At 60.1% G+C, this 24,899-nt stretch carries 23 protein-coding genes and 1 riboswitch; of the genes, 9 read left to right on the forward strand and 14 right to left on the reverse strand.

The features are described 5' to 3' along the window. Positions 1 to 44 precede the first annotated feature (44 nt). A complete protein-coding gene (locus BN3002_RS06625; RefSeq protein WP_058237870.1) occupies positions 45 to 695 on the reverse strand; it encodes a ubiquinone/menaquinone biosynthesis methyltransferase in 651 nt (216 codons plus the stop codon). 156 nt (positions 696 to 851) lie between these two features. Here BN3002_RS06625 and BN3002_RS06630 point away from each other — a divergent pair, with 156 nt between their 5' ends. Then, entirely contained in the window at positions 852 to 2,138 is a 1,287-nt protein-coding gene (locus tag BN3002_RS06630) for an isochorismate synthase (RefSeq protein WP_058237199.1), read from the forward strand. A 397-nt stretch (positions 2,139 to 2,535) separates the two neighbouring features. Here the strand turns inward: BN3002_RS06630 and BN3002_RS06635 are convergent, their stop codons facing one another. The 4 genes from BN3002_RS06635 to BN3002_RS06650 all read right to left on the reverse strand — a co-directional run bounded on the left by BN3002_RS06635 (position 2,536) and on the right by BN3002_RS06650 (position 9,943). Next, on the reverse strand, positions 2,536 to 5,127 hold the full coding sequence (locus tag BN3002_RS06635) for a glycoside hydrolase family 31 protein (RefSeq protein WP_058237200.1): 2,592 nt from the start codon (positions 5,125 to 5,127) through the stop codon (positions 2,536 to 2,538). A gap of 77 nt (positions 5,128 to 5,204) precedes the next feature. Continuing rightward, complete coding sequence (locus tag BN3002_RS11285) at positions 5,205 to 7,100, reverse strand: S1C family serine protease (protein ID WP_257525547.1); 1,896 nt, start codon at positions 7,098 to 7,100, stop codon at positions 5,205 to 5,207. Positions 7,101 to 7,166: 66 nt separating this feature from the next. Continuing rightward, positions 7,167 to 8,843, reverse strand: coding sequence for a 2-succinyl-5-enolpyruvyl-6-hydroxy-3-cyclohexene-1-carboxylic-acid synthase (menD, locus tag BN3002_RS06645; RefSeq protein ID WP_058237201.1), 1,677 nt, complete (start codon positions 8,841 to 8,843; stop codon positions 7,167 to 7,169). Then, complete coding sequence (locus BN3002_RS06650) at positions 8,840 to 9,943, reverse strand: o-succinylbenzoate synthase (RefSeq protein ID WP_058237202.1); 1,104 nt, start codon at positions 9,941 to 9,943, stop codon at positions 8,840 to 8,842. Before BN3002_RS06650 ends, menD begins: the two co-directional genes overlap by 4 nt. Positions 9,944 to 9,969: 26 nt before the next feature. Here BN3002_RS06650 and BN3002_RS06655 point away from each other — a divergent pair, with 26 nt between their 5' ends. Further along, positions 9,970 to 10,314 (forward strand): hypothetical protein, encoded by a 345-nt coding sequence (locus tag BN3002_RS06655; RefSeq protein ID WP_058237203.1) that lies wholly within the window; start codon positions 9,970 to 9,972, stop codon positions 10,312 to 10,314. Here BN3002_RS06655 and argF read toward each other — a convergent pair. Continuing rightward, complete coding sequence (argF, locus tag BN3002_RS06660; RefSeq protein WP_227469112.1) at positions 10,271 to 11,281, reverse strand: ornithine carbamoyltransferase; 1,011 nt, start codon at positions 11,279 to 11,281, stop codon at positions 10,271 to 10,273. The two genes, BN3002_RS06655 and argF, sit on opposite strands and share 44 nt — an antisense overlap. Positions 11,282 to 11,333: 52 nt before the next feature. Here argF and BN3002_RS06665 point away from each other — a divergent pair, with 52 nt between their 5' ends. After that, on the forward strand, positions 11,334 to 12,314 hold the full coding sequence (locus tag BN3002_RS06665; RefSeq protein WP_058237204.1) for a 1,4-dihydroxy-2-naphthoyl-CoA synthase: 981 nt from the start codon (positions 11,334 to 11,336) through the stop codon (positions 12,312 to 12,314). A 99-nt stretch (positions 12,315 to 12,413) separates the two neighbouring features. Here the strand turns inward: BN3002_RS06665 and BN3002_RS06670 are convergent, their stop codons facing one another. From BN3002_RS06670 to BN3002_RS06690, 5 genes are all read right to left on the reverse strand, one after another. Next, on the reverse strand, positions 12,414 to 13,070 hold the full coding sequence (locus BN3002_RS06670; RefSeq protein ID WP_058237205.1) for a TenA family protein: 657 nt from the start codon (positions 13,068 to 13,070) through the stop codon (positions 12,414 to 12,416). Further along, positions 13,067 to 13,867 carry a bifunctional hydroxymethylpyrimidine kinase/phosphomethylpyrimidine kinase gene (gene thiD / locus BN3002_RS06675; protein WP_082628572.1) on the reverse strand — a complete coding sequence of 267 codons (801 nt, stop codon included), beginning with the start codon at positions 13,865 to 13,867 and terminating at the stop codon, positions 13,067 to 13,069. The genes BN3002_RS06670 and thiD overlap by 4 nt, the downstream gene beginning before the upstream one ends. Positions 13,868 to 13,996: 129 nt before the next feature. Continuing rightward, positions 13,997 to 14,722: a thiamine phosphate synthase gene (gene thiE / locus BN3002_RS06680; RefSeq protein WP_307781419.1), complete on the reverse strand. Its 726-nt coding sequence runs from the start codon at positions 14,720 to 14,722 to the stop codon at positions 13,997 to 13,999. Then, positions 14,694 to 15,494 (reverse strand): hydroxyethylthiazole kinase, encoded by an 801-nt coding sequence (gene thiM / locus BN3002_RS06685; protein WP_074026203.1) that lies wholly within the window; start codon positions 15,492 to 15,494, stop codon positions 14,694 to 14,696. The genes thiE and thiM overlap by 29 nt, the downstream gene beginning before the upstream one ends. After that, a riboswitch (TPP riboswitch) is annotated at positions 15,484 to 15,571 on the reverse strand. It overlaps the preceding gene by 11 nt. Before the next feature lie 55 nt (positions 15,572 to 15,626). Further along, entirely contained in the window at positions 15,627 to 17,099 is a 1,473-nt protein-coding gene (locus tag BN3002_RS06690) for a L,D-transpeptidase family protein (protein ID WP_058237209.1), read from the reverse strand. 127 nt (positions 17,100 to 17,226) lie between these two features. Here BN3002_RS06690 and BN3002_RS06695 point away from each other — a divergent pair, with 127 nt between their 5' ends. From BN3002_RS06695 to BN3002_RS11290, 3 genes are read left to right on the forward strand one after another with little or no spacing between them, the layout of a single operon-like run. After that, positions 17,227 to 18,543, forward strand: coding sequence for an AMP-binding protein (locus BN3002_RS06695; RefSeq protein ID WP_058237210.1), 1,317 nt, complete (start codon positions 17,227 to 17,229; stop codon positions 18,541 to 18,543). Continuing rightward, positions 18,544 to 19,425 carry a 1,4-dihydroxy-2-naphthoate polyprenyltransferase gene (locus BN3002_RS06700; protein WP_058237211.1) on the forward strand — a complete coding sequence of 294 codons (882 nt, stop codon included), beginning with the start codon at positions 18,544 to 18,546 and terminating at the stop codon, positions 19,423 to 19,425. 41 nt (positions 19,426 to 19,466) lie between these two features. Continuing rightward, the gene (locus BN3002_RS11290) at positions 19,467 to 20,180 is read left to right on the forward strand and encodes a hypothetical protein (RefSeq protein ID WP_058237212.1); all 714 of its coding nucleotides are present in this window, start codon (positions 19,467 to 19,469) and stop codon (positions 20,178 to 20,180) included. A gap of 409 nt (positions 20,181 to 20,589) precedes the next feature. On the opposite strand, the gene BN3002_RS06710 is transcribed toward BN3002_RS11290, so the two are convergent. The 3 genes from BN3002_RS06710 to BN3002_RS10765 form a co-directional block, all read right to left on the reverse strand. Further along, complete coding sequence (locus BN3002_RS06710; protein WP_058237213.1) at positions 20,590 to 21,258, reverse strand: histidine phosphatase family protein; 669 nt, start codon at positions 21,256 to 21,258, stop codon at positions 20,590 to 20,592. Between the two features lie 97 nt (positions 21,259 to 21,355). After that, positions 21,356 to 21,454, reverse strand: coding sequence for a 30S ribosomal protein bS22 (locus BN3002_RS10760; RefSeq protein ID WP_003792170.1), 99 nt, complete (start codon positions 21,452 to 21,454; stop codon positions 21,356 to 21,358). 94 nt (positions 21,455 to 21,548) lie between these two features. Then, on the reverse strand, positions 21,549 to 21,767 hold the full coding sequence (locus BN3002_RS10765; protein WP_070725342.1) for a helix-turn-helix domain-containing protein: 219 nt from the start codon (positions 21,765 to 21,767) through the stop codon (positions 21,549 to 21,551). Positions 21,768 to 21,928: 161 nt separating this feature from the next. Between BN3002_RS10765 and BN3002_RS06720 the strand changes: the two genes are divergently transcribed. The 3 genes from BN3002_RS06720 to BN3002_RS06730 all read left to right on the forward strand — a co-directional run bounded on the left by BN3002_RS06720 (position 21,929) and on the right by BN3002_RS06730 (position 24,882). After that, positions 21,929 to 22,732 (forward strand): LacI family DNA-binding transcriptional regulator, encoded by an 804-nt coding sequence (locus BN3002_RS06720; protein ID WP_058237215.1) that lies wholly within the window; start codon positions 21,929 to 21,931, stop codon positions 22,730 to 22,732. Then, the gene (locus BN3002_RS06725; protein WP_504739173.1) at positions 22,701 to 23,003 is read left to right on the forward strand and encodes a substrate-binding domain-containing protein; all 303 of its coding nucleotides are present in this window, start codon (positions 22,701 to 22,703) and stop codon (positions 23,001 to 23,003) included. Before BN3002_RS06720 ends, BN3002_RS06725 begins: the two co-directional genes overlap by 32 nt. Positions 23,004 to 23,226: 223 nt before the next feature. Then, complete coding sequence (locus BN3002_RS06730; RefSeq protein WP_082628573.1) at positions 23,227 to 24,882, forward strand: glycoside hydrolase family 32 protein; 1,656 nt, start codon at positions 23,227 to 23,229, stop codon at positions 24,880 to 24,882. Positions 24,883 to 24,899 lie beyond the last annotated feature (17 nt).

Genomic DNA, 24,899 nt, shown 5'->3' on the forward strand with positions numbered 1-24,899 from the left:
GAGAAAGGGGGCCTTTACCTATTTCAGGTATCGTGAAGCGCGTCTCATTGGGCACGTCGGGCACGATGCAGCGCAACGATGCCGCCTGTCAGATTCCTGTACTCCACGCTCTCCCATCCGCTCCGCGCGATCATCTGCCCCACAGTGATCTGGTCGGGCCAGCTCTGGATCGTCTCAACCAGGTAGTCGTACGCCACGTCGTCAGATGAAACCAGGCGTGCCAGCGTCGGCATGACCACCATCTGGTGGATGCGGTACAGGCGCGAGAAAATCGGGTCAGTCGGGTGGGAGAATTCACAGATCACCAGTCGCCCGCCCGGTTTCGTCACGCGTGCCATTTCACGCAAGGCGCGTTCCGGGTCGCTGATATTGCGCAGCCCGTACGACATGGTCACGGCGTCGAATGTCGCGTCTTCGAATTGGAGGTTGGTGGCATCGCCCTGAACAAATGAGATCTCCGGGTGGCGCGCACGGCCTACCGCAATCATTCCTTCTGACAGGTCGCACGCCGTCACGCGTGCGCCACCGGCAGCGATCGCCGCAGCTGATGCACCGGTTCCGGCAGCAAGGTCGAGGATTTCCTCCCCAGACTTGCCATCGACTGCAGTGCGCAATGCGCGCAGCCACACATGATCCATCCCACCGCTGGCAAGTGCATTCATCATGTCGTATCGACGTGCCACGGAATTAAACATTGCCGCAACTTCGCCGGGATCCTTATCCAGTTGCGCGCGCACGCCCGCCGGTGAGCTGTCGTCATTGAGGTCAGCGTCCTGGTCATAGACGTCGTAGTTCAGACCTGCCGTTTCATTCATGTCTCTATCTTTTCATGGTCTGGATACGATGGCCTCATGTCTGGCACTTTCGGTTCCGTATCTCTCAATGGCAAACTCCACGTCTCTATTGCATCACTACCGCCTTCACACCTCTGTGCGACGCGTCCGCTGGCCTCACTGCTGCCCAGCCCTGCAGACGCGTTGACGTGGTTGGGAGATCGCTGTTCGATCGTTGCCGATGGGCGCACTGCCACGATCACTGTGACAGGTACACAGGCCATCAGGCAGGCGTCGTCAGAGTGGACGAACGTGTGCCAGGACGCCCTCGTCGATACTGATTCGACAATTGACGAGGGGAGCTCACGCCTTTGTGGACCGGTTGCATTGGCCTCGTTCGGTTTTGCATGGAATACGCGCGGTGTCCTGATCATTCCGCACACCGCGATCGTCGAGCGCGATGGCGCGCGCTTCGTGATCACGACGGCGCTCGACCAGGATCCTGCTGATCCGATTCAGGTAGCCTCCGCTCTTGCCGAGGCAGCGCTCAGTACGCAGCTGACTACGCCGAAAGGACTGATGACACAGGCCGGGCGTATGACGCAGAACCAGTGGCTCAGCGCGGTGCGCCGCGTGATCCGGCGCCTGAACTCGGGAGCAGCATCGAAAGTGGTGATGAGTCGCGACATGGTCGTGGACAGTCCGACCGCTATGGATGAGCGATACCTGGTCACCCAGTTGCACGAGCAGTTTCCTTCGACCTGGACATATGCCGTTGCCGGTTTAGTGGGCGCCACACCGGAGATATTGGCGTCTAAAGAAGCTGATCATGTGTACTCGCGCGTCCTGGCTGGCACTGCAGCTCCCGGAAATGCTGACGAGTTGATGTCGTCAGATAAGAATCGTCGTGAACACGCGCTGGCCGTTGAATCTGTCACCCGCCGCCTCGAACCGATGGCCACGTCCGTCGAGTGCCCGCCCGAGCCTAGCGTGATCGAACTTCCAAACGTCATTCACCTGGCAACCGAAGTCAACGCTGTTGTGCCGGATCACTCCCTCCTCGACGTGGTGGCTGCTTTACATCCCACGGCAGCGGTGTGCGGCACACCGACAACACTGGCGTACGATCTGCTGGAATCCTTCGAGCAGACGCGTCGCGGCCGCTATTCAGGCCCGGTGGGCTGGGTCGATGCGAATGGCGACGGTGAGTTCGGCATTGCGTTGCGATGCGGACAGTTCACGCGTGAGCGCACACAGATCCGTGTCTTCGCTGGTGGGGGCATCATGCCTGACTCCGTGCCGGAGATGGAACTGGCCGAAACGCGCGCGAAGATGTCCCCTGTTCTGGACGCGCTGGGCGTGTAGATTGCGCGATTGGGTACTGGTGGTATCCGCCTAACGGAAGTATCGGCGGCCGTGTGGCGCGGCGTGGTGTGGTTGCCTCGGTGACGACGCTGCGGCGGCGCGGCGTGGTCACGTCGGTGCGGGCGTGCACCGACCCCTCAAACTGGCGGGCGCACGTGCACATACCCCTAAAAAGTCTCGCCAGAATGCACATACCCCTAGAAAAGGCGGTTCGCCATTTCATCGCTTTCCCATATGCGCAGGTCACGGGGTGTTGCGCGGAGAGCGCCAGCGGACGGTCGCGGTTCTTCTAGGGGTATGTGCACAAACAGATCGAAAATCTAGGGGAATGTGCACGATTCAGCCTTAAATCTAGGGGGTCGTGCGCCAGCAGTCGGGCGATGCGTGAAAAGAGCCTCTACCTAGATGACGATGCTGGCGGACATGCGGGAACTACATGCGGCTGGGAGGTTCGGGTCAGGATCTCATCGAGAGCGCTGCGCACGCTGTCAGGAACCACAAGGTATTCGGGTTTGTGCGGCCACTGTATCGTCGGGGTTGGCTCACCCAAAGAGGCGAGGCCACCCAAAGCGCGTTCACCTTCCTCACGAATCATCTCGATCGCGCGCTCCTTGGCCGGATAGCCGATCTGCGCCTTGAACAGCAGGTCGAATGCGTCATCAAACCACGGATCGTCCGCCACTGTCAGTGCTTCCGCAGACATCTCAACCGTAACCTGCTGATCTGCCGGAACGTCAGCAATCGTGACTTCATAGGACAAGGTCTTGTTGCAGTAGGTCAGCGCCACGCGTTCAGAGGCAACCTTGGCGTTGTTGACGGTGATCGTCACGTCACCCTCGTCAATGGGCGCAACGCCGCGGAAGACGAGGGTCCACGTGCGCGTGGCCGGAAGAACGTCGACATGGTCGGCAGGCGGGTAAATGGTGAAGGTGCGCGTGTCGGAATCATCGGCAGGTGACCAGTTCAGTGAAAGAGTGGTTGCGGCCCATGCGACATTTTCCTGTGCGGCTCCGTCATCTTCCCACAGGACGAATTCACCATTATCACCGGGCATGACGATGACGCGCAGATGCTCGGGGTTGTCAACATTGTTGAGCTGGTCGAGCGCATTATCCTGCAGCGGGATGATTGCGCCTGCGGGAGCGAAAACCGGGTAAGAATCCAGATCGCGCCATACGCGCAGGCGACGGCCGGCTTCACCGCGAGATTCGACGCGTCGACCTGTAAAGAAATCGAACCACGTGCCGCGCGGGAACCAGACGTCGGCCTGGGCTTTCATCGTGTCGTGCTCGCGTGGATCAGTGATGGCAGCGACCAGCAGCTGCGAACCGAAGCGGAATTCGTGCGGGTGATCGCAGGCATCGGCAGTCTCGGGTGCCTGCCAGTACATCGGCTCAACGAGCGGCCGCCCCTCGTAAGCGGTGTGCCTGTTCATCGTGTACAGGTAGGGAATCAGTTGGTGGCGCAGACGAAGTGCCTGGTTCATCACGCTGCGCGTCTCGTCGTGGAAGTTCCACGGCTCCTTTGAGTTGAAAGCTGATTCAGTGGAGTGCAGGCGGTTGATCGGGCTGAAGGTACCCAACTGGTACCAGCGTGCCTCCAGTTCTTCGTCGCGCACACCGAACATATGTCCGCCGATGTCGTGGCTCCACCAGGAGTATCCGATGTTGGAGGCCGTGGATGTGAAGAAGGGTTGGAACTTGAGCGACTCCCACGACATGACCGTGTCGCCGGAGAATCCAACCGGGTAGCGGTGCGAGCCTGGCCCTGCGTAGCGCGAGAAGGTCAGCGGGCGCTCCCCTGCCTGCGCGGAATCGAGGAAATGCAGGTGGTTGATCATCCATAGCGGGTCCAGGCCGGGCTGACGGGTTGTTCCGCCTTGCTGCCAGTCAAGCCACCAGAAGTCGACCCCTTCCTTTTCCATGGGGTGAATGACTTCTTCGAAGTAGATCTGCATGAAGCGCGGATCTGTCAGGTCAAATTCGGCCGGGTCCTCACTGGCCGGATCGATTCCCATGCGTGTGGCGACCCGCTGGTATGCCTCTTCAAAGGCACGGATCCCGTCGGCCGGATGCAGATTCAGCGTCGTGCGCAGCCCTCGTTGATGGAGCCAATCGAGGAACTGTTCAGGTTGCGGGAACAGGTCACGATTCCATGTGAATCCAGTCCATCCGGTGCCGTACTTCGGGTCAATGTCGTGGACAAGGTGCCAGTCCATGTCGATTACGGCAACGGACAGCGGCACGCGCTCGTCCTCAAAGCGTGTGATGAGCTCGCGGTATTCCTCGTCCGAATAGGCGTGGTAGCGGCTCCACCAGTTGCCCAGTGTGAAGCGCGGCAGCAGCGGGGTCGGGCCTGTCAGCTGATAGAAGTCGCGCACCGCGTCCGCAAAATCATGCCCGTAGGCAAACAGATAGAAGTCGTGGGACGAGGGTGTCGCTCCGGACGGCTCATCCGGATTACGGGGCTGGACCCACGTACCGAATGCGTTGTCATGCCCGTCAACTTCGCTGACATCGCGGATCAGGTTGGACTGGGAATCATCGATCACAGCCCACCCGTCGAATGCTGCGAGGCCTTCGTCCAGTTCAACAGGACCGTCGATCTGGTCGAGTGTACGGGCGGTGCCGCCCAGGTTGGCTCGAGCCGGTTCCGAGAAACGCCAGGTGGATCCCACGCCCTTGATAAACGCAGACAACCCGAAACGGGAAAACGGTTTTTCGTCGTAGGTGATACGCACAGCGTCCGTATCGATCAGGACGCGCCCGTCGCGCCGGGTGACGCGGAATTTTGGAGTATCCCCAAAACTGCGGTTCAGAACGATCTGAGTGGCGTCGTCAACGAATTCGTCGGTGTCGGACCATTCGAATCGGATCAGCCGGTCGGTGATGATGCCGATGCGCCAGTGGGGCCCGCTCACTGTTCGCTGCGGATCCATCGAGGGGCGTGCCCCTATTTTGTCCATACTGAACAGTGAGTCGGCCACCATGGCGCTGTATCCTTCCAAGTTCAGGAGATATTGACCCGTTTAACAAGATGTTGACACGAGCATAGATCCTGGCATTTCTATTTCTGGATCTGCGATTGGAGTGTCACATCTGCACTGGCCAGTTTGCCGTCACGCACATATTCGATGCTGACGTGGTCGCCTCCAGTGTAACGGCGAATGTAGCCGGTCAGAGACTTTCCGGATTCAACCGCATTACCGTCGACGGCGGTAATGACGTCACCAGCTTTCAGCCCTGCCTCGGCCGCGGCTGAGCCATTGTTGACCTCGCTGATGGCGGCACCCATGCGCGTGGTGCCATCGACTGTGGCTGTGCCGGTTGTAATGAGCACGCCCAACACAGCGTGGTCGACTTGTCCGTTCGCGATGATCTGTTCAGCGACAGACTTCACGAGGTCCGATGGAATTGCGAAACCAAGTCCGATCGAGCCTGCAGATGAGGAATCTGAGCCCATAGATGCGATCGATGAGTTAATACCGATGACTTTGCCCTGGGCGTCAAAGAGCGGTCCGCCGGAGTTTCCCGGGTTGATCGAGGCGTCCACCTGAATCGCATTGGTGATGACCGATGGGCTGGTTTCCTTGTTCTGATTTTGAGGAAGCTGTCCGAAGGGGTCACGTGGGTCGATCTGCTGCTGGTTGTCCTGTTGTTCGGTTGCCACCTCGACTGGGCGGTTGAGTGCTGAAACGACGCCGGTGGTGACGGTTGACGACAGACCCAGTGGCGATCCGATCGCCATCACGTCCTGTCCCACCTGGACATCCGCAGATGACCCGAATGCGGCGACAGACAGGTCTGCGGGAGGATCCACAATCTGCAGCACGGCCAGGTCGGTACTCGAATCGACGCCGACAATTTCGGCGGCATAGATTCGCCCGTCAGACAAGGTGACGCTGATTCGACCATTTGAGGCATTTTCAGCCGCTGATACAACGTGGTAGTTCGTCACGATGTGACCGGCTGAGTCGTACACGACGCCCGATCCGATGTCGGCGGTTTGCCCGCCTTGGACGTTGATGGACACCGTTGCGGGAGAGACCGCTGCGGCAACTTCTGCCCACGTCGCATCGCTGCTGATGACAGGTGCAGGCTGTTGCGAGGCGTGCGAGCTCTGCGAACTGGTAGCAGTTGCCGTCGAATTATCTGAACCGACAAATTCATTAATCCCCCACGCGCCGCCAAGCGAGAGGGCAACGGCCACAAGCATCGCAGCAGCAACTGCGCCCCAGCCCGGCCCATTTTTCCACGTCTTTCGTGCACGTTTCGTGGAGGATGCCGGCGCGGCAGTGGCGACTCGACCATAGGAAGCGGATCCAGACTCTGGGTTCGGTGATGCATAGGGATTGCGGGAATCGTGCGAGTACTGGTCACCTCGTGACGCACCTGCATACTGGCCGGATTGCGTGTACTGGCCGTTCGCCCCCTGAGCATACTGGCCGCCCTGCAGGTATTGCGTGCGCTCAGATGACTCACCTTGGTCATACGACTGCCTGTGCCCGTACGACTGGCTCTGGCCACTCGCCGCACTTTCTTCATACGACTGGGAGCTCGGGGCTACGAAGCCATCGCTGCCGCCTGCGTAGGCCGAAGAACCGCGCCCTGCATAGCTGGGCCCGTCCGGGCGGATATATTCCGTCGAGTTCGAGGGCGACCCGTAGGCATATCGGGATCCCTGCTGAACCTGCCGGCTCTGCCCGGTTTGCTCACTTGACTGGCCCTGATATCCCTGATCGCCCTGATTTCTCTGATCGCTCTGATAACCTCGCTCCTTGAGATCGCTCTGTTCACCCAGATCGCCCCGTTCGGCGCTATCGCTTTTCGAACGCGGCAGGTCACTCGGCGGCATATATGCCGACGAGTGGTCAGAGGTTTCCTGTGGCGCGTAAGCGTCGCGCCCATCTGGTGTCTCGTTCTGATCATTGAATTCAGATCGAGGAAATTGCTCGTTTGTCATACGTCCTTCTTTTTCTGGTCTGTGTGATGCCCAGTATGACAAGGGATCTTCCAGATGACCTGAAGGTTATCTGGAAGTTTTCTGAGAACGTGAAGGTGTGAGAATTCTCCGCATACCGTCAGCATCCCTCGTCAATTTGACATGAATCACAGACGGTTCATCGATGGGGAGTGCCAGGGCCTCTGCCACGTCATCCAGGCTCGCGGCCGTGCGGTATGACCACCCGTAGGCTCGGCATAGTGATTCGATATCAACGCTCTGCGCGCAGCCAAACCATCGCTCGTACATCGATTGAGGTGCCTGTCCATGTTCAAGCGAGGCGAAAATGGATCCGCCCTGATCGTCCAGAACAATGATCGACAGCGCTCCACCACCGCGAAGCGCCAGTGCCGACGCATCATGGAAAAAAGTCAGATCCCCCATTACCGCGCGCACGCGCGCACCGTTGGCACTGCACCCCCACGCCGTGGCAATCGTGCCGTCAATCCCGGCCAGACCGCGGTTCGACACGACGCTCGCCTGGGCAGGCGTACGGATCGCCAGGTCGAAAGCACGCACAGTGTTCGATGCTCCCAGAACCAGTACGTCGGTTCCAGTGTCGCGCCAGATCAGGTCCGCCACAGTGAGCATAGAGAACTGCTCGGGATCGAGCGCATCATCGGCATACCCTGAACGCTCACGCAGAGAGTCACGCCACTCGCCCCCCTCGCCCAGAGGCACATCACACAGCGAGGGCACAACACTGCTCGCCCTGCCTGCAACATCTGGCCATTCCGTATGCTCGCTGACCACTACGATGCGAATATCATCGCGCGCAAGAAGCCTGGAAACAGGGCGCGACAACGTCGGTCGCCCCGTCACGATGACCTGCTCGATCTGGCTGAGCACGTCACTGTCACTGAGAATGCTTTGCTGATGCGGAATCCACGCGGAGCTTCCTGTCAGCCCACTGGTCGGCTCAGCGAGCAGCGGGATCCCGGCGCGTTCAGCCCATGCGGCGCTGTCGCGATGCGCACCGTCGCCGGCAATCATCACAGTGCGCAGATTCGGATCCACCACCTGCCGCCACGCGACCGGCTCACGCTCACATAAGAAGAAGCGGGTCGCAGAAACGGCGGGGTCACCCTCGTCCATCAGGATTTTCTCAACGTCACCCGCACTGGCAGGTGCAAGAGGATCACGAAGTGCGACATTGAGGTGGACCGGGCCGCGATCGGTGGCTGACCATCCGCGAGCGGCAGCGACGAGGCGTCCAACGCGGGCCGTCAAAGCCCGGTCAGCAGTGGTATCAGCGGGAATGTCACACGTCATCGACACGTGCGAGGCAAAGATCCCCGCCTGCGTCGTCGTTTGCGAAGCTCCCACGGATCGCATTTCGAAGGGACGGTCAGCGCTGACCACGATCAACGGCAGATGGGAATGGTGAGCTTCGGCGATGCCGGCGTGCATCTCGGCAACGGCTCCACCTGACGTCATGATCAGCGCAACGGGCCGAGGCTCATGTGCCGCAGGAGTGAAGTCAGGTGTGGCCAACTCGTCGGCGCGAGACAGGCCGCCTGCAAAGAAGGCGGCATCACGCTCATCGAGCACAATCCACGTTCGGATATCGAGGTGGCGCTCACACGCGTCAAGCGCATAGGCGAACGGGGCTGATCGCGACCCGGGACTGTAGACGAAGTCACGCACACCGTGAGCTGCGAGCGCACGAACGATTCCAAGAGCAAGGCGAAGTGACTGAGTCATTGGCGTTCCTCATTCAGCACGGCGCACATGGCGTCTAATCGGTCGATCCACCTGTCCCGGCATCCGGCCGGCAGGGGGCATGCGTCAATCAATTCCTCATCCACTCTCATGTCATGCACCTGAATTCGGCCTGACTCCACTTTGAGCGGTTCGCGCACGGTGTCAGCAGCGAACAGTTGCGCAGTTGCCAGTCCGCACGCCGTTTCGACAGGCAGGCAAGCCGCCAGTTGGAGGCCGCGCGCCAGCCCAATGGATGATTCGAGGGCGGAGGAGACCACTACTTTGATGCCAGCTCGTTCAGCAATCTCACGTGCTGCGCGCGCCCCTCCCAGCGGGGCAAGCTTGATGATCGCCACGTCGGCAGCGTGAGCACGAATAACGGCATAGGGATCTTCGGCACGTCGGATCGACTCGTCAGCGGCTATTGGCACGTCAACGCGGGCCCGCACGCGCGCCAGCTCTTCGACTGTGCGGCACGGTTGTTCCGCGTATTCCAGGCCACCGGCGCTGGCCGCTGCTTCGTGCAGCGCAGTAATCGCCGCGATAGCAGTGGGCACGTCCCACGCCATGTTGGCATCGATGCGCACATGCGGATCATCGCTGATGCGGGCAAGCTCGCGGGCAACAGCGGCAACGCGTTCACAGTCCTGGTCCACAGTCATCCCCGGGTCTGCCACCTTCACTTTGGCGGTCGTACATCCTCCGCTGGCTTGCACACGCTCGGCTGCCTGAGCTGGCGTTCGGACAGGGATCGTGACATTGACGGGGACGCTGGTGCGCCGGGCCGTGGGCGGCGTCTGCGTTGCAGCTTCGAGGGCGGCCATCAGCCACCGTGAGGATTCAGGCGGGCCATAATCCCAAAACGGCGCCGCTTCTGACCAGCCTTCAGGGCCGTGCAGCAGGAGGCCTTCTCGCTCCGTGACTCCACGAAAGCGCGTGATGAGCGGCGTGTGGTAGATCAGGACGGTGTCGATAGCGTCCAGCGTGCGGCGCGTGGCCGGTGCCAGCTCAGCGATGCGGACCTGTTCGATCGCGCATGAAGCGCCCGATCTTTCGCGAAGCGGATCGCCTGAGATTTGAGAGTGGTCATTATGTAACATCGCAGCCCTCCACGTAGGGTGGGATCATGATTCTGATTGCCTTGCTCTTCGGATTGATGGTGCTGGCAGCGGCACTGTGGCTGCGTACCGATTCTCCGCGTTCACGATGGTGGCAGAACGCGAACGGACTGGTGGATGAGAAAATGGCGTTCGCCACGATCCCGGGCCTGGCTGGCGTGCTGCTCGGCATCAGTATCCTCGCATTGGGGTCGATGATTCCCAACCCCGCTGGCCGCTGGATTACAGGCGCGGCAGGTGCTCTGCTCCTCATAGCCAGTATTGTCGTCTCCATGATGGCCTTTGGACGAAAGCCGTTGCCGTCGTGGCTCACGCCTTCGTGGTATCACTCCGACCCAAAGCGGCGACCATAACAGCTTTAATCGTGTGCATGCGGTTCTCGGCCTGATCGAAGACGATGGAGCGCGGCCCCTCAAACACCTCGTCGGAAACTTCGATTCCATCCAGGCCAAACTCGTCAAAGATCTGCTGTCCGACGGTGGTCTTCAGATCGTGGAATGACGGCAGGCAGTGCATGAATTTCGCATCGGGACCGGCTTGTGCCATGAGCGCTTCGTCAACGCGGTAGCTGCGCAGCAGGTCGATGCGGTGCGCCCACACATCCTTAGGCTCCCCCATCGACACCCAGATGTCCGTGTGGACAAAGTCGACGCCAGCGACTGCGTCGACATCCTCGGTAATGGTCAGACGCGCACCCGACTCGTCGGACCGTGCCTGAGCCGCCTCGATGACGTCCTGCGGTGGCCATAGTTCCTTCGGTGCAATGATGCGGGTGTCCATGCCGAGGATCGCGCCGTTCACCAACAGGGACCGCCCCATGTTGAAACGCGCGTCCCCGACGTAGGCGTAGGCAATGTCATGGTCGTCCACGCCCTCGCTGTGTTCTCTCATCGTGAGTGTGTCAGCCAGCATCTGCGTCGGGTGCCATTGGTCGGTCAGGCCGTTGAATACCGGAACGCCTGAGTACTGTGCCAGCGTGTCCACAACTGATTGGTCGTCACCGCGGTACTCGATCGCGTCGAACATACGTCCCAGCACACGAGCGGTGTCCTCGATGGATTCTTTGTGTCCCATCTGTGAGCCTTGCGGATCGAGGTAAACGGTGTGGGCTCCCTGGTCTGCCGCCCCGACCTCGAATGCGCAGCGCGTGCGTGTCGATGTTTTCGCAAAGACGAGGGCGACGTTGCGTCCACTCATGAGTTGTTGTTCAGTGCCATTCTTCTTGGCTGCTTTCAGCGCTGCTGACAGGCATAGCAGGTTGTCCCATTCTTCGCGCGTGAAGTCAAGTTCACGAAGCAGGGATTGTCCGGGGCGCAGCATGGATGACAGATCTGTACTCATGGCTTCCAGATTAGCCGCTAGTGTGGAGGTCATGAGTGCTCTTCCATTTGTGTCCGACACCTTCGATCCTGATCGCTGGCGTGTTGTCGAGGGGTTCGAGGACCTGACCGACATGACGTATCATCGCGGAATTTCGCGCGGATCTTGCGACGGCACACCTGCCGGACAGGATCTGCCCTGGGTTCGTATTGCCTTTGATCGCCCAGACATTCGCAATGCTTTTCGACCGCTGACTGTCGATGAGTTGTACCGCTGTCTGGATCATGCGCGGATGAGCAGTGATGTTGCCGCGATCATCCTGACTGGCAACGGGCCGTCTGCCCGTGACGGTGGCTACGCGTTTTGTTCGGGTGGTGATCAGCGTGTTCGAGGCAACGACGGGTACCGCTACGAGGTGGATGGTGCTGACGCGGACGCCGATGTGTCGAGCCGGCGTGAGCAGATCGATCCGGCTCGGGCGGGACGTCTGCATATTTTGGAGGTTCAGCGCCTGATCCGCACCTGTCCGAAAGTCGTGATCGCTGCAATTACCGGGTGGGCTGCCGGTGGCGGTCACTCATTGGGAGTCGTGTGTGATCTGGCGGTCGCTTCCCGCGAACATGCTCAGTTCATGCAAACGGATGCCAACGTGGGGTCCTTTGATGCGGGGTACGGTTCGGCGCTGCTGGCCCGTCAGGTCGGTGATCGGCGCGCACGCGAGATTTTCTTCCTGGCTCGCCGCTATGACGCGGCAGAGGCGGAAGCGTGGGGAGCCATCAATCGTGCGGTGCCGCATGAGGATGTGGAAAATGTGGCGCTGGAGTGGGCGCACACGGTTGCCGGCAAGTCTCCGCAGGCGATCCGCATGTTGAAGTTTGCGTTCAATCTGGCTGACGATGGTCTTGCCGGGCAGCAGGTGTTCGCCGGGGAGGCAACCCGGATGGCGTATATGACGGCGGAGGCTCAGGAGGGGCGTGACGCGTTCCTCGAGCACCGCTCCCCCGACTGGTCGACCTTCCCGTACTACTACTAAAGCCGGCCGGCTGACAGCTGGCCATTCATACTGCTGACGCGTGGCCCGTCGTCGGGTGACCTCACTGCGCCGGCCGACAACTGTCGGTGGCCTCGCGCATTACAGTGGCCACTGCTGACCTGTCCACGCAGCGTCGAAGAACATCCACTCATAGCGCGACGCAACTTCACATGCTTCGGCCATTCGCTCACGACCTGCTTCGTCACTGGCCTGCGAATATAAGTTGGCGTAGTGTTTCGCGCGCCGCGTCGCTTCCTCGAATTCTGGCCCCGTGTAGGTTCTGATCCAGTCACCGTAGGGGTGTGCGTCCAGCTCATCCTCGGAGTGGACACCCTCGCGGAGCCGATGCCCGACGAAATCGTAGAGCCAAAAGCATGGCAGCACTGCTGCAATGCCAACCCCCTGCGTCTCGGCATGCGTGCTGGCCAGCAGGAATGACATGTAGGCGCGACATGTGGGGTTCATGATTGCCCCCTCAAGGACGTCCACATGTGAGGCGTGCAGCGAACGCTCATCCACCATTGTCTGATGCGCACACCCCGACCAGAACGTCACTTCGTCAGCGTCACTGGCGCCGGCTGCCAGTGCGGACAAGGCGCGCGAATAGTCAATCAGGTACAACGCATCTTGGCGTAGGTACTCGTGGAATGTCTCCAGCTCAAGCGACCCGTCGGCAAGTGCGCAGACAAAGGGATGCTCACTGATCGCGTTGCGCACCGGTTCGATGCGCTGCCATACCTGGTCGGTAAAACTCATGATTCGTCATTCCACAGGTCGACAAAGTGATGAACGGGACCGTGCCCCCTGCCCACATCGAGCGAGTCGGCAGCCAGGATCGCGCGCGTCAAGTAATCTTTCGCCTGAGCAATCGCATCAACCCAGGTGTCTGTGCGTGGGCGTCTGGCCGCTATGGCACTGGACAACGTGCATCCGGTGCCGTGAGTGTTCTGCGTGTCGACACGCGTCCCCTTCAGGAATGTGACCCCGTCACCATCAATCAGCACGTCTGTGGACGTGTCGGTCAGGTGTCCGCCTTTGATGAGGACGCGGGTCATGCCGCGCGCGAGAAGTTCCTTGCCCTGGTCGGTTGCTTCGTCCAGCGTTGTCGCCACATCGCAATCCAGCAGCACGGCTGCTTCCTGCAGATTCGGGGTAATAAGGTCAGCTTTCATGCACAGGTCGCGCACAGCGTCGATGGCGTCCTCGTCAACCAGTCGGTCACCGGAGGTCGCCACCATGACGGGGTCAAAAATCGTGTTCGAAAGGCGCGGCAGATACTCACCGATTGCGGCCGCAAGTTCCGTGCTTGCCACCATTCCCACTTTCGTGGCGTCCGGAGTGATGTCGTCCAGCAGCGTGTCCATCTGCTGGCGCACGAAGTCCACCGGGACGGGGAACACGCCTCGCACTCCTTGCGTCGATTGGGCGGTCAGCGCCGTAATGACACTCATTCCGTAAGCTCCTGAGGCGCTGAACGATTTGAGATCTGCCTGAATGCCTGCCCCACCGCTGGGGTCCGATCCGGCGATTGTTAGGGCTTTGACTGTTTTCATAAGATGTTCTCCTTCATCGCATGGATGATGCATGCGCTGTCATTCGGGGCTTGGATCATGAGCTGGCGGACGCACTGGATACATAGCCGGCACGTGCTGAGTCCCTTCCTCGGGGTCTGAATTGGGTGGTTAGTGACCCGCGCTGCGCAGGCCTTCTGCCCATTGATCTGCCAGTTCGCGTGCAGCTTCGCGCGCGTCGGGTGCTAGGCAAATTGCGGACACGACGGCCGCTCCGTCCAATCCTTCACGTGCCAGCGGTGCCATATCCGGTGCTTTGATGCCGCCGATTGCCACCGACGGCAGGTGTGTGCTGCGTGCGATCTGTCCTGTTCCATCGATGCCATGTTCCTCAGGAGCATCGGTTTTCGTGGATGTATCACGCACGACACCAATGCCGATGTAGTCGACGCGCCCCGGGTTCTCTTCGGCTTCCTTCAGTTCCTCAGGGGTGGAGGCCGACAGGCCGATGATGGCCTCGGGACCGATCAGCTTGCGGACAAGGGCAACCGGCAAGTCGGTTTGTCCAACGTGGACGCCTGCAACGGTCGCGCCCGCCTGGCGTGCCGCCAGGAACACATCCACACGATCATTGATCAGGAGTGTGACCGAGTCAGCGACAGCGTCGGCCACTTCCATCACTTCGTTGAAGAAATCCAGTGACTCAGCGTCTTTACACCGAAGCTGCACGCATGTCACTCCTCCGGCGACAGCTTCTGCCACCGTTTGCGCAACGGTGCGTCCCGCAGCGTGGCACATGTCTGCGTCCGTGACAAGATAGATGCTCAGGTCGAGGGATGAGACAGCCTTGTTCATCACTGGCCTGGCCTCACTGCGCGATGATGGTGACGCGTTCAAAGTCCTCATCGCGGAAGTTGTCCAGCGCGTCGAGGAACTCCATTTGGAACGTGCCGGTTCCGCGTGCACGCTCCGCCGCGATTTCCGAGGCCGCCGCATACAGTGCGTGAACAGCAACCAAACCGTCAAGCTGGGTCCGAGCCACAGAGGCGAACGCGCCGGCCAGCGCGCCAAGTGAGCATCCCGCCCCAGTGATGCGGGTCAGCATATCTGAGCCACCCTCGACACGCACGATTGCGTCCGCTGAGACGATCGCATCGGACTTGCCGGACACAGCCACCAACGATCCATATTCGCTGTTGATGCGGCGGGCGGCATCGATGGCGGCGTCCACCGCATCAGCGGAGTCAACACCGCGGCCACCTTCTCCCAGACCTGCCAGAGCAATGATTTCCGACGGGTTGCCTCGCACAATTGACGGGCCGAGGGCGACCAACTGATGCGCGAGCTGCGTGCGCACCGGCAGTGGCCCGATGGCAACCGGGTCAAGAACCCAGCACGTGCCCGCTTCGTTGGCGCTGGTGGCGGACTCCAGAGCGGCTTCGCACTGAGTCGGCGTCGGGGTTCCCAGGTTGATCAGCACAGCATTGGCAATTGCGGCAAAGGGACCGGATTCGCCGGGGATATCGACCATTGCCGGCGCTGCCCCAATGGCAAGCAGGGCGTTGGCCGTAAAGTTCGTGACTACCGAGTTGGTGATGGCTCCAACGAGCGGGTGGTGTGTTCTGACAGCGTGTAAAGCGTCGACGCATTGGGTATGGAAATTCTCCATCGGACATTCCTTCGTCAGCATTATCTGGACAGGTTCAACGGGTTTGATCTCAGCGTGAAGCACCCCGTGTCACTGATCACAATGCTATCAGGTTTATACGAAAAGGTCGAACTGCAATGATGAGCCTGCTGCTCAGTAGTGTGACACCACCACTGTGCCGACAGGGGCCCAGTTATAGATCCACTGCGCACCATCAACCGGCATATTGACACAACCGTGCGAGCCACCTTCACCTGACCACCCAAAAGAGCTGCGTGAGGGCGCGCCGTGCAACGCGTAGTCACCGTGGAAGTATGACACCCACGGTGTGTATGTGCAGTAGTCGTAGCCGGGGCTGCAGCCCATCATCTGGTCCTGATGCTTGAGGTAGATGCGGAACGTTCCGGTAACGGTTTCCCACCCGGGCTTGCCGGGAACCATCGGGATCGGGCCCTGGACAACAGTTGCACCTTCGTAGGCGGTCACTGATGCGTTCGACAGGTCCACGTCGATCCACTTTTCACCAGGAGCTGCCTGATACACCTTGTCGCCAGCACCATCCGCAATCTCGCGGGTGGTGAATTCGGGTTCGGTCTGGTCGTAGTCAAAATCGCCTTCGTAGGCGGTGCCGTCTTTCAGGGCTGCGAGCAGCTCATCGGCCACCTTGCCAGCGTTGTTGACGGTCCATCCGCTCTTACCTGGATCCGCGACCGCGACAACGTCCCCACGCGAATTGACGTTCTTGACACCCTTCGTGGGCTCTTCGTTGGTGGACAGCGCGGTCGATTCAACCCACGCGCGAACTGGTTTCTCATTCCACGTGACATCAAGTGCGCCTGTGTTGGCGGCAGCACCCTTGCCACCAGCTCCGCCCGCGGCGTTCAGATCCGGCAGCGCGATCCACGTCGAGCGTTCACGCGCATCGGGTGAGTAGGTGTGAATACCGTCAGTAATCGATACAGGAATTTCCAGCATCGTGTTCGCCTTGTCTGCAAGTTGCTGAGCAATTTGCGTGGTCACCGTCGGGCTGACGGCGATCATCGGCAAGTCAATATCCTGGGTAGTCAGCGTGCGCGCAGCTTCATCGCATGCACTGGCAAGCTGCTCGAGGTCGACACTGTGCCCCTCCTGTGCTTCAATCACGCTGAATGCGCCACCGTCTTCGTTGAACTGGATGGAACCTTCGCGTACGGGCTGGTCAACAGAGGCGGAAACTTTCTGAGTCAATGCCTGCGCAGCCGCATCATCTCGCGAGGTCACCACCTGGACATCCCGCGAGGTAAACAGTGAGGAGATGCGTGACAGGATCGAACCGTTGGGAGCGAACACATCATCCAGCGTGGCGTCGGTGTCGATGGTGATTCCCACTTCTTCCAGCGTCGCGCTGGTCAGCGTACCGTCAACCGTCACATTGATGCTGGCGTGTGAGGCTCGCTCCTGCAGACCTTGGGCAATTTCGTCGCGGTTTTGTCCGGACACGGACTGTCCGGCGACAGTGGTTCGCGGCAAGGCGCGGTCAGCGAAGTAGGCCGCGTACGCACCCACACCGATCACTGCAACGAGCAGTGCTCCTAGTAATGCGATCAGCGCCCATGAGGCTTTCGCTGAGAGCTTCCCAATAGTCATACCTCGATAGTAACGAGGCTATCGGTGCAATTCCATGTCGACTTGCCCACGATCTCATCTCCGCACACGTTAATTGACCGATTGGGCACTACGATGGTTCAGAAAAGCCGTTTGTAAAGGAGGACAAGTGCAGACCCCTCGTGTCTTAGTCGTTCCGGGAGGCACTTCCGTTGGAGCAGCGGCTTTGGCTTACGCCTCGCTCAGCAAACTGGCTGAACAGGCACGCACAGCATCAGACGGCGCCATGGACGAGGCACCCTCGTCGCACAAGCGAACAGTCGTGGTCATGCGTCCTCCCAGCGAGATCCCCCATACGTCCTTGCGCCATCTTCAAACCGATGTGTCGCACGCTTTTCCTGAACTACCCGAAGACGTCCGCAATGACCCGGCTCTTCTGGACGGCATCGACGTGGTGATTCCGACGTCGGGGTCATCAACGGGAACGCCTCACCTCGTTGGCCTGTCCACCGAGGCATTAATCGCATCCGTGCACTCCACTCACGCGGCGCTGGAGGGGCCGGGGCGTTGGATTCTTGCGCTTCCTGCCCATCACATCGCCGGTGCTCAGGTCCTCATGCGCAGTGCAGTCGCCGGTTTCAGCCCGATGGTGGTGGACACGGATTCAGGTTTCCGCCCCGCTGACCTGCTCTCTTCCATCGCGGGTGCCACTCAGGATTCACATGTGCCAGGGTATCTCTCGCTGGTACCCGTGCAGCTGCGAGCGTGTTTGGATGCCGGTGAGGAAGTTATTCGCGCACTGGCCTCGCTTGCCGGTGTCCTCGTCGGCGGTTCTTCCATAACCAAGGAACTCCTGCAGGCTGCGCGCAACCACGGCATCCAGGTGGTCACGACCTATGGCATGACTGAAACGGGTGGCGGCTGCGTGTACAACTCACGTCCCTTGCCGGGGGTAACGGTCCGCGCTGTCGACGTTGACGGGCAATCACGCTTGGCAATTGCCGGGCCCATGCTCATGACAAAGTACCTGGACGGCCCCTCCCCCTTCATTGACGAGGGTGGCGCACGGTGGCTGCTGACAGGTGATATCGGTCGAATTGCCTCCAATGGCGACGTTCAGGTGCTGGGGCGCAGCGATGATGTCATCGTGACGGGCGGCCTGTCAGTGGCACCTGGTCCGGTTCGTGATGCCGTGTTGTCAGCTCCGGGTGTGCGTGACAGTTGGATCCTCGATCTTGAAGACGAACGCTGGGGGCACGTGGTCACCGCCGCGGTGGTGCGCGATAGCTCGCACAGTGCGGATCTGGATTCATGGGCGCGCTCCATTCGCGATCACGTGGGAGCGCGCCTGGGCCGAGCGCAGGCTCCACGCGTTGTTGTACCGCTTCACACACTGCCCATGCTGGAATCCGGGAAAGTTGACCGGAGCCGTGTGCGGGCACTGGTGATGGAACAGATCGAACACGGGGAGCACTGGCGACGCTAAATGGCAACTGTTCAAGACTGGATTGAGGGCGCCCGCCTTCGCACACTTCCGGCCGCTCTTGCGCCCGTGATTGTGGGAACTGCGGCTGCAGCTGAGCTGGATCAGTTGCACTGGGGGCGCGCATTGCTCGCACTGTGTGTGGCGCTGGCTTTGCAAATCGGTGTGAACTTTTCGAATGACTATTCTGACGGCGTGCGTGGAACGGATGACTTTCGCACCGGCCCGCCACGTTTGACGAGCGGCGGCTCGGTCTCTCCGCGCGTCGTCCTGGCAGTGGCGCTGGCTTGTTTCGCTGTGGCAGGCGTGGCCGGTCTGGTTCTGATCGCATTGTCTGGCCAGTGGTGGTTGCTGGTGGTGGGCGTCGCGGCAGTTGCCGCCGCATGGTTCTACACTGGTGGACGCAATCCGTACGGGTACATGGGTGTGGGACTGTCCGAGCTGATGGTGTTCATTTTCTTCGGGTTGGTCGCAACTGTGGGCACCACATGGACGCAGACTCTGAGTGCTCCCTGGTGGGTGTGGTGTGCCGGAGCAGGCATGGGGTTGGAATCGATCGCCTTGCTCATGGTGAATAACTTGCGTGACATTCCCACGGACAGGAACTCTGGGAAGATGACTCTGGCTGTCCGTTTGGGCGATCCCGCTTCGCGAGCGGCGTATTGCGCGCTCCTCATAGCCGCAGTTGTGGTGCTGGCGATCAGTGTGCATTCCCCGTGGTGGGCGGTGTGTGTGGCCGCTGTTCTGATGGCCGGCACCGTCATTCCCGGTATTCGAATCGTTCTCAACGGTGCGGTTGGCCGCGATCTGATACGCGCCTTGAAGTACACGGGGATCGCGACGCTGGCGTGCGCCGTCATCGTTTCAGTGGCCATCGTCATCTAAGTCGTGTCGAGGCATGGTCGTTCCTGACCTAAAATGGTGGGATGGTTCGTATTCTTGCCGTTGTCCTGTGGATTGCCGTCACTATTTACGCAATCGCTGACTGGGCACGCACTCCTGATGATGAAGTGCCTGGTCGTATCGGCCGTATGTGGTGGCTGACGATCATCGTCATCACGATGCCGTTTATTTCCATCGGGTCAATCGTGTGGATCCTGCTGCGAACCATCACGCGCGCCGAATCCGGGGAAACCACGGGGTTGTCGGACTTGACATCAGAATCGAATCCGCTGCGTTCTGGATGGTCCCGGCGACCTGACCGTTCGCAGTCCTCGCAGCGTCGCGAACCACTGGCACCCGACGATGATCCGGATTTCCTGTTCCGCCTGGAACGTGACATTCAGCGCCGCCGACGCGAGCAGGCTCGCAATGAGGAAGCGCACGGAGATCACGCGAAGCCCGTTGACAGCGACTCGAGTTCTCCTGACGAGCCTGGATATCGCGTGCCGCCAGCCGGTTCCACATCAGTTTCTGATTCCGACCAGTCAGATCCGGCTGATTCATTTTCCGAAGAAGCAGACGCGACAGGGCCCGATTCCGACACCGATGCGGATCCAACAAGCCCTGATTCCTCAACCAATGCAGACGCGCCAGAGCCTGATTCCACTAGCAATGCGGGCCCAGCAGGTCGCGATTCCTTCACCGACGAAGATACGTCCGAGACTGGCGACCCGTTGGATGAGGACCCCGAGCTCTAACACTCACTGTCACTCATCACAGACATCTCCGAGCGCTCTCGTCTGCTCCGTCTCGCACCATCTGCCCCTCTCGCCCCTCTGTCCGTTCTCTCCCCATCTGTCGATCTCGAGCTCGCTCGCGAGTTCCACACCGATGTGTCGTCACCGTTTGCGCAGTTCAGGCGGGTGCTAGTGAAAATCCCGCCTCGCAGACTGCCTTCAGATCGACAGTTGGGTGCAGAAAGAGACAGGCAGGTTCGGGAGGGGACAGTTGGAGGCAGAGGTACGCGCTAGACCGTTTATTGCGGTGCTGCCGCCCGCGCCTGACCGACTAGACATAGCCACGCACCGCCCGCACTCGAACAGGCCGACATCAAAGGGCCGGTACCGATAGGCTGCCCCAACCAGCCGGATACGCAGATGTCAGTTACTACCGTTTGAGCTGAGCTTCCGACGCACCTGGAGTCATGTCGGCCGCATGAGCCAACATGTCCTTGCATGGTTCGGAATAGTCGAGACCCACCAGCGTCGAGCCGCTGAAATGGAAGCTCGTCACCGATGCCAGGGAACAGACACGAGACAGTGGCGAGTGTGCCAACATGCGACCCTGCACGAAACGAGTCAGCGCTGTGATCGGCATTTGGTGAGAAACCACCAACGCTTCATGCCCACGGGCCTTGTCCAGGGCTGAGGAAACTGCCGCACTCATTCGCGACGCAGCATCAGCATAGGATTCTCCCCACGAGGGACGTAACGGATTGAGATAGAGGTGCCAGTAACGCGGATGCAGTAAGAGTGCACGGTTGGCGTTAATGGGCAGACCCTCGAAAGCTGAATCTGCTTCGATCAGGCGCACGTCCGCCTGGACAGGTACGTCAAAGGCCCGCGCGGTCGGAGCAGCGCTCTGCTGAGCACGTTTGAGTGGCGATGCAATAATGGCCGTGACATCGGCGCCCTCGTCAATGAGGTACTGAGCGACCCGTTCCGCCATCGCGTGCCCGAGCTCAGTCAGGCCGAATCCAGGGAGCCTTCCGTACAGAACACCGTCGGGATTATCGACTTCCCCGTGGCGCATCACGTGGATCGTTGTCAGTTCCATGGTTGTCACCCTTCGATGGGTTTGTGCCGCTGGTCGGCTACTCAGGTTGATCAGATATAAAACGAGACCCGACCACGATGGCCGGGCCCCGGTCGCGTCACTTCTTGTTACGACGCTGGTGCCGTGTCTTGCGCAGCAACTTGCGGTGCTTCTTCTTTGCCATGCGCTTACGGCGCTTCTTGATAACGGAACCCATAGGGCCCTCCCTCGTCATTCACAAATTGAATGCAGTCATGATGGTGCATGACAGCTACGGTCTGGGGTACCTCGAAAGATACAACCCTACTATCCTACCCGCTTATTCCACTTTGACGTTCATCGGACCATTGCGCAAGGCCGGCATCGATGATGTGACTCACTGCAGCCTCGGGCACTCTGAAGCTGCGGCCGACGCGAAGAGCAGGCAATTCACCCTTGTTAATCAAGCGGTAGACAGTCATTTTGGACACACGCATGAGATCTGCCACTTCCGCAACCGTCATAAAACGGGGCGCAGGTGAAGAGTCCATTGCGTCTCCCAAAAACAAAGAGGCGGGCAGGTCTGATCACTGCTCCGAGAAGCCTCGAGCCCTATCTTAATGCCATTCAGGACTTTTTCAGCAACTATCGACGAAAAACCTCCTCATCCACTTTCACTCTTTTGTATACACAGAGGTTTATTCTGATCCACATGGAAAGCCGCATTACGATCGCTGATATCGCGCAGCATGTCGGGCTGTCCACCGCGACGGTCAGCATGGCGCTCAATAGCGTTCACAAGTCACGCATCCCTGAGGCCACCATTGAACGCGTCCAGCAGGCTGCTCGCCACCTTGGCTATGTACCCAATCTCACAGCGCGTAATTTACGTACCGGCACGACATCGACGGTTGGATTCGTTTCCAGTGGAGTGACCGTTACTCGATTCGCATCGCAGATGATCCGTGGAATCCTCGACACCGCAGACGAGCATTCCTTCTCAGTCCTCATGATGGAAGTCGACCGAAGCCCCGACGGCATGGCGCGCGCACTGAGCGGCCTCAGGTCCCGCGCAGTCGAAGGATTTGCAGTCGGCCTGATGTCCCCACGCCTGGTCTCCTTGCCGCATTTGACGTCAGGATTGCCCGGAGTAATCATTAACGGCCAGGCCGACGGGTGGCATTCGATCATGCCTGACGAGGAAGACGCGGGTCGCCGTGCCATTGCCTACCTGCGAGCGCATGGGCACCGTCGCGTGGCTCTGATCGGGCGCTATCCGACTGACCCCGCACCCGAAGTATCCATCTGCATAGGAGCCCGCTTGCGCGGTATTGACGCAGGATGCGCTGCGTCAGGCGTACAGATCGTTGATGAGGTTCCTGGGGGAAGCATGGGAGTCTCCGCTGGGCTTCGAAGGTGCGAATGCGATCCTCGATCGACTAGATCGCAGCGGCGCAGCGGCCATCGTTGCAGCCAACGACCGAATCGCAATGGGCGTGTACCAGGCGCTCTGTGATCGGAACCTGCGGGTGCCTGACGACATGTCGGTGCTCTCGTTTGATGATGAGCCACTTGCCAACATGATGCGCCCGCCGATGACGACGCTGCATCTGCCGTACCTGGAGATGGGCGCCCTTGGGATGGAGTTCCTGGTTGACTGTGCCCGCTCACATGGGCGGGCACAGAAGAATGCAGATAATCACTCATCGCAGTCGGAGCCCCACTCGGAACCAACCCTTGTTCATGTGCCGATCGTGGAGCGGGACTCCGTTCGCACAATTGGGTAGCGCCCTCTGCTGGGCACGGCTTGGCGCCCTCTGCTTGACAATGACTCGCGCCACCAGCGAGGCGGCGCTACCTAGCGCCTTATGTGAGAGCTGCCTCGCAGCGTCAGGTGAACGCTGGCAGGCATCGCCTTGAAGCGCGCCACCGATGCTGTTTACAGTGATGGGGACAGCTTGGATACCTTTTCGCGCCCATTACTGGCGCATCACAGGAGGCTGACACCTGATGAGTACGCCGACGGATTCGCACGATATCGAGCCGACCAATGAAGGCGCACAGATCCCCGAACAGGAAGATCACCTGAACGCTGGGAATACGCATGCCTTGGCACACGAGCAGCATCCCCTGTCCCACGCACCGCTCACCCTCGCACACGAGCAGGCGCTGGAACGCGCTGAAAGAGCCTCTGACCAGCTTGAGCGCGCACGCAACGACCGCTGGTACCCCACCTTCCACATTGCTGCTCGAGCAGGGTGGATCAACGACCCGAACGGACTGTGCTACTTCAACGGTCGCTACCACGCGTTCTATCAGCATCACCCCTACGGCTCCGCGTGGGGTCCGATGCACTGGGGCCATGTCTCATCTGCTGATCTGGTGACCTGGCAGCGCGAGCGAATCGCCCTCGCCCCCAGCATTCCGGCAGATCAGGATGGCGTTTTTTCCGGCTCCGCCGTCGAGGGGCCAGACGGCCTGCTGTATGTGTTCTACACCGGAAATCGCTGGCTTGACGGCCACGCGGACGGTCGCAGCGAACAGACGCAGTGCCTGGCGGTATCTGAGGACGGCCTGACTTTTCACAAGGAAGGCGTCATTATTGACGCCCCTGGCCTCCCGAACTTCCGTGACCCGAAAGTGTGGCGTCAAGGCGTTACGTGGTGCATGGTGCTGGGCGCGACCTCTGAAGCTGATCGCGGCCAGGTTCACCTGTATACCTCACCGGACCTGCGCACCTGGAGCTTTGACCGCGTCCTGTTCGAAGATCCTGACCCGCACGTCTACATGCTCGAATGCCCTGACTTGTTCCCCTTGGGTGACCACTGGGTACTGTGCTACGGGCCGATGACCAACGCACGCGCATCCGGCTATGCCATGCGTAACGGGCATAACGCCGGTTATGTCGTAGGCGATTGGACGCTGGGCAGCGATTTCCATCCATTGACCGATTACGCCCTGTCTGATTGGGGCTCAAACTACTACGCACAGCAGACCTTCGAGGCTCCTGATGGCCGACGCATCGCACTGGCATGGATGGGAGCATTCACGCTGCCTCTCGCACCCCAGTACAGCGACAACTGGTCCGGCCAGTTCACCGTGCCGCGCGAGTTGACGCTCACCGAGGACCTCAAGCTGGCCGCCACTGCCCTGCCTGAACTCAACGGGCTGGAATATGGTCGGGACACCCTCGGCACTTTTGTTCTTGACGCGAACCGCGACAGGCTCCTGGTTGACGACGGGGACGCATTCGCCATTGACATGGTTGTTGACCTGTCTGCCACCACCTCTGAGCAGGTTGGATTGCGTGTCAACGAAACATCGGACGGATCCTACACGTGGGTGGCGTACGACGATCTGGCGCGCCGCATCGTTGTCGACAGGCGTACGAAGGCAGGAACTGATCGCGGCTACCGCAGCGCCCCCATCGACATGGACGAGGGTGACTCCCACCTGCGGATGACTGTCCTGGTTGATCGCGGATCGGTGGAAGTGTTCGCGGGGCGCAACACGGCGACTCTTTCTGCTTGTGCTTTCCCTTCTGAGGGCAAACGCCGTACCTCGTTGTCCAGCATCTCCGGGATCATCAGCGTTGAGGAGCTGACCGTGCGCCACCTCGACTCCATCTATTCTGATAACGGGTCCAACCCGCGTACGATGGGCTAGCATCACAGTGCTGACCC

Origin of the sequence: Actinomyces ihuae, assembly GCF_001457875.1 — a bacterium.
In the GTDB taxonomy this organism is placed as follows: domain Bacteria; phylum Actinomycetota; class Actinomycetes; order Actinomycetales; family Actinomycetaceae; genus Pauljensenia; species Pauljensenia radingae_A.

Bases quoted from the DNA above. Each gene is read 5' to 3' on its own strand.
- BN3002_RS06625 (WP_058237870.1), bottom strand. From the start codon at position 695: ATGTTTAATTCCGTGGCACGTCGATACGACATGATGAATGCACTTGCC.
- BN3002_RS06630 (WP_058237199.1), top strand. From the start codon at position 852: ATGTCTGGCACTTTCGGTTCCGTATCTCTCAATGGCAAACTCCACGTC.
- BN3002_RS06635 (WP_058237200.1), bottom strand. From the start codon at position 5,127: ATGGTGGCCGACTCACTGTTCAGTATGGACAAAATAGGGGCACGCCCC.
- BN3002_RS11285 (WP_257525547.1), bottom strand. From the start codon at position 7,100: ATGACAAACGAGCAATTTCCTCGATCTGAATTCAATGATCAGAACGAG.
- menD (WP_058237201.1), bottom strand. From the start codon at position 8,843: ATGACTCAGTCACTTCGCCTTGCTCTTGGAATCGTTCGTGCGCTCGCA.
- BN3002_RS06650 (WP_058237202.1), bottom strand. From the start codon at position 9,943: ATGTTACATAATGACCACTCTCAAATCTCAGGCGATCCGCTTCGCGAA.
- BN3002_RS06655 (WP_058237203.1), top strand. From the start codon at position 9,970: ATGATTCTGATTGCCTTGCTCTTCGGATTGATGGTGCTGGCAGCGGCA.
- argF (WP_227469112.1), bottom strand. From the start codon at position 11,281: ATGCTGCGCCCCGGACAATCCCTGCTTCGTGAACTTGACTTCACGCGC.
- BN3002_RS06665 (WP_058237204.1), top strand. From the start codon at position 11,334: ATGAGTGCTCTTCCATTTGTGTCCGACACCTTCGATCCTGATCGCTGG.
- BN3002_RS06670 (WP_058237205.1), bottom strand. From the start codon at position 13,070: ATGAGTTTTACCGACCAGGTATGGCAGCGCATCGAACCGGTGCGCAAC.
- thiD (WP_082628572.1), bottom strand. From the start codon at position 13,867: ATGAAAACAGTCAAAGCCCTAACAATCGCCGGATCGGACCCCAGCGGT.
- thiM (WP_074026203.1), bottom strand. From the start codon at position 15,494: ATGGAGAATTTCCATACCCAATGCGTCGACGCTTTACACGCTGTCAGA.
- BN3002_RS06690 (WP_058237209.1), bottom strand. From the start codon at position 17,099: ATGACTATTGGGAAGCTCTCAGCGAAAGCCTCATGGGCGCTGATCGCA.
- BN3002_RS06700 (WP_058237211.1), top strand. From the start codon at position 18,544: ATGGCAACTGTTCAAGACTGGATTGAGGGCGCCCGCCTTCGCACACTT.
- BN3002_RS11290 (WP_058237212.1), top strand. From the start codon at position 19,467: ATGGTTCGTATTCTTGCCGTTGTCCTGTGGATTGCCGTCACTATTTAC.
- BN3002_RS06710 (WP_058237213.1), bottom strand. From the start codon at position 21,258: ATGGAACTGACAACGATCCACGTGATGCGCCACGGGGAAGTCGATAAT.
- BN3002_RS10760 (WP_003792170.1), bottom strand. From the start codon at position 21,454: ATGGGTTCCGTTATCAAGAAGCGCCGTAAGCGCATGGCAAAGAAGAAG.
- BN3002_RS10765 (WP_070725342.1), bottom strand. From the start codon at position 21,767: ATGGACTCTTCACCTGCGCCCCGTTTTATGACGGTTGCGGAAGTGGCA.
- BN3002_RS06720 (WP_058237215.1), top strand. From the start codon at position 21,929: ATGGAAAGCCGCATTACGATCGCTGATATCGCGCAGCATGTCGGGCTG.
- BN3002_RS06730 (WP_082628573.1), top strand. From the start codon at position 23,227: ATGAGTACGCCGACGGATTCGCACGATATCGAGCCGACCAATGAAGGC.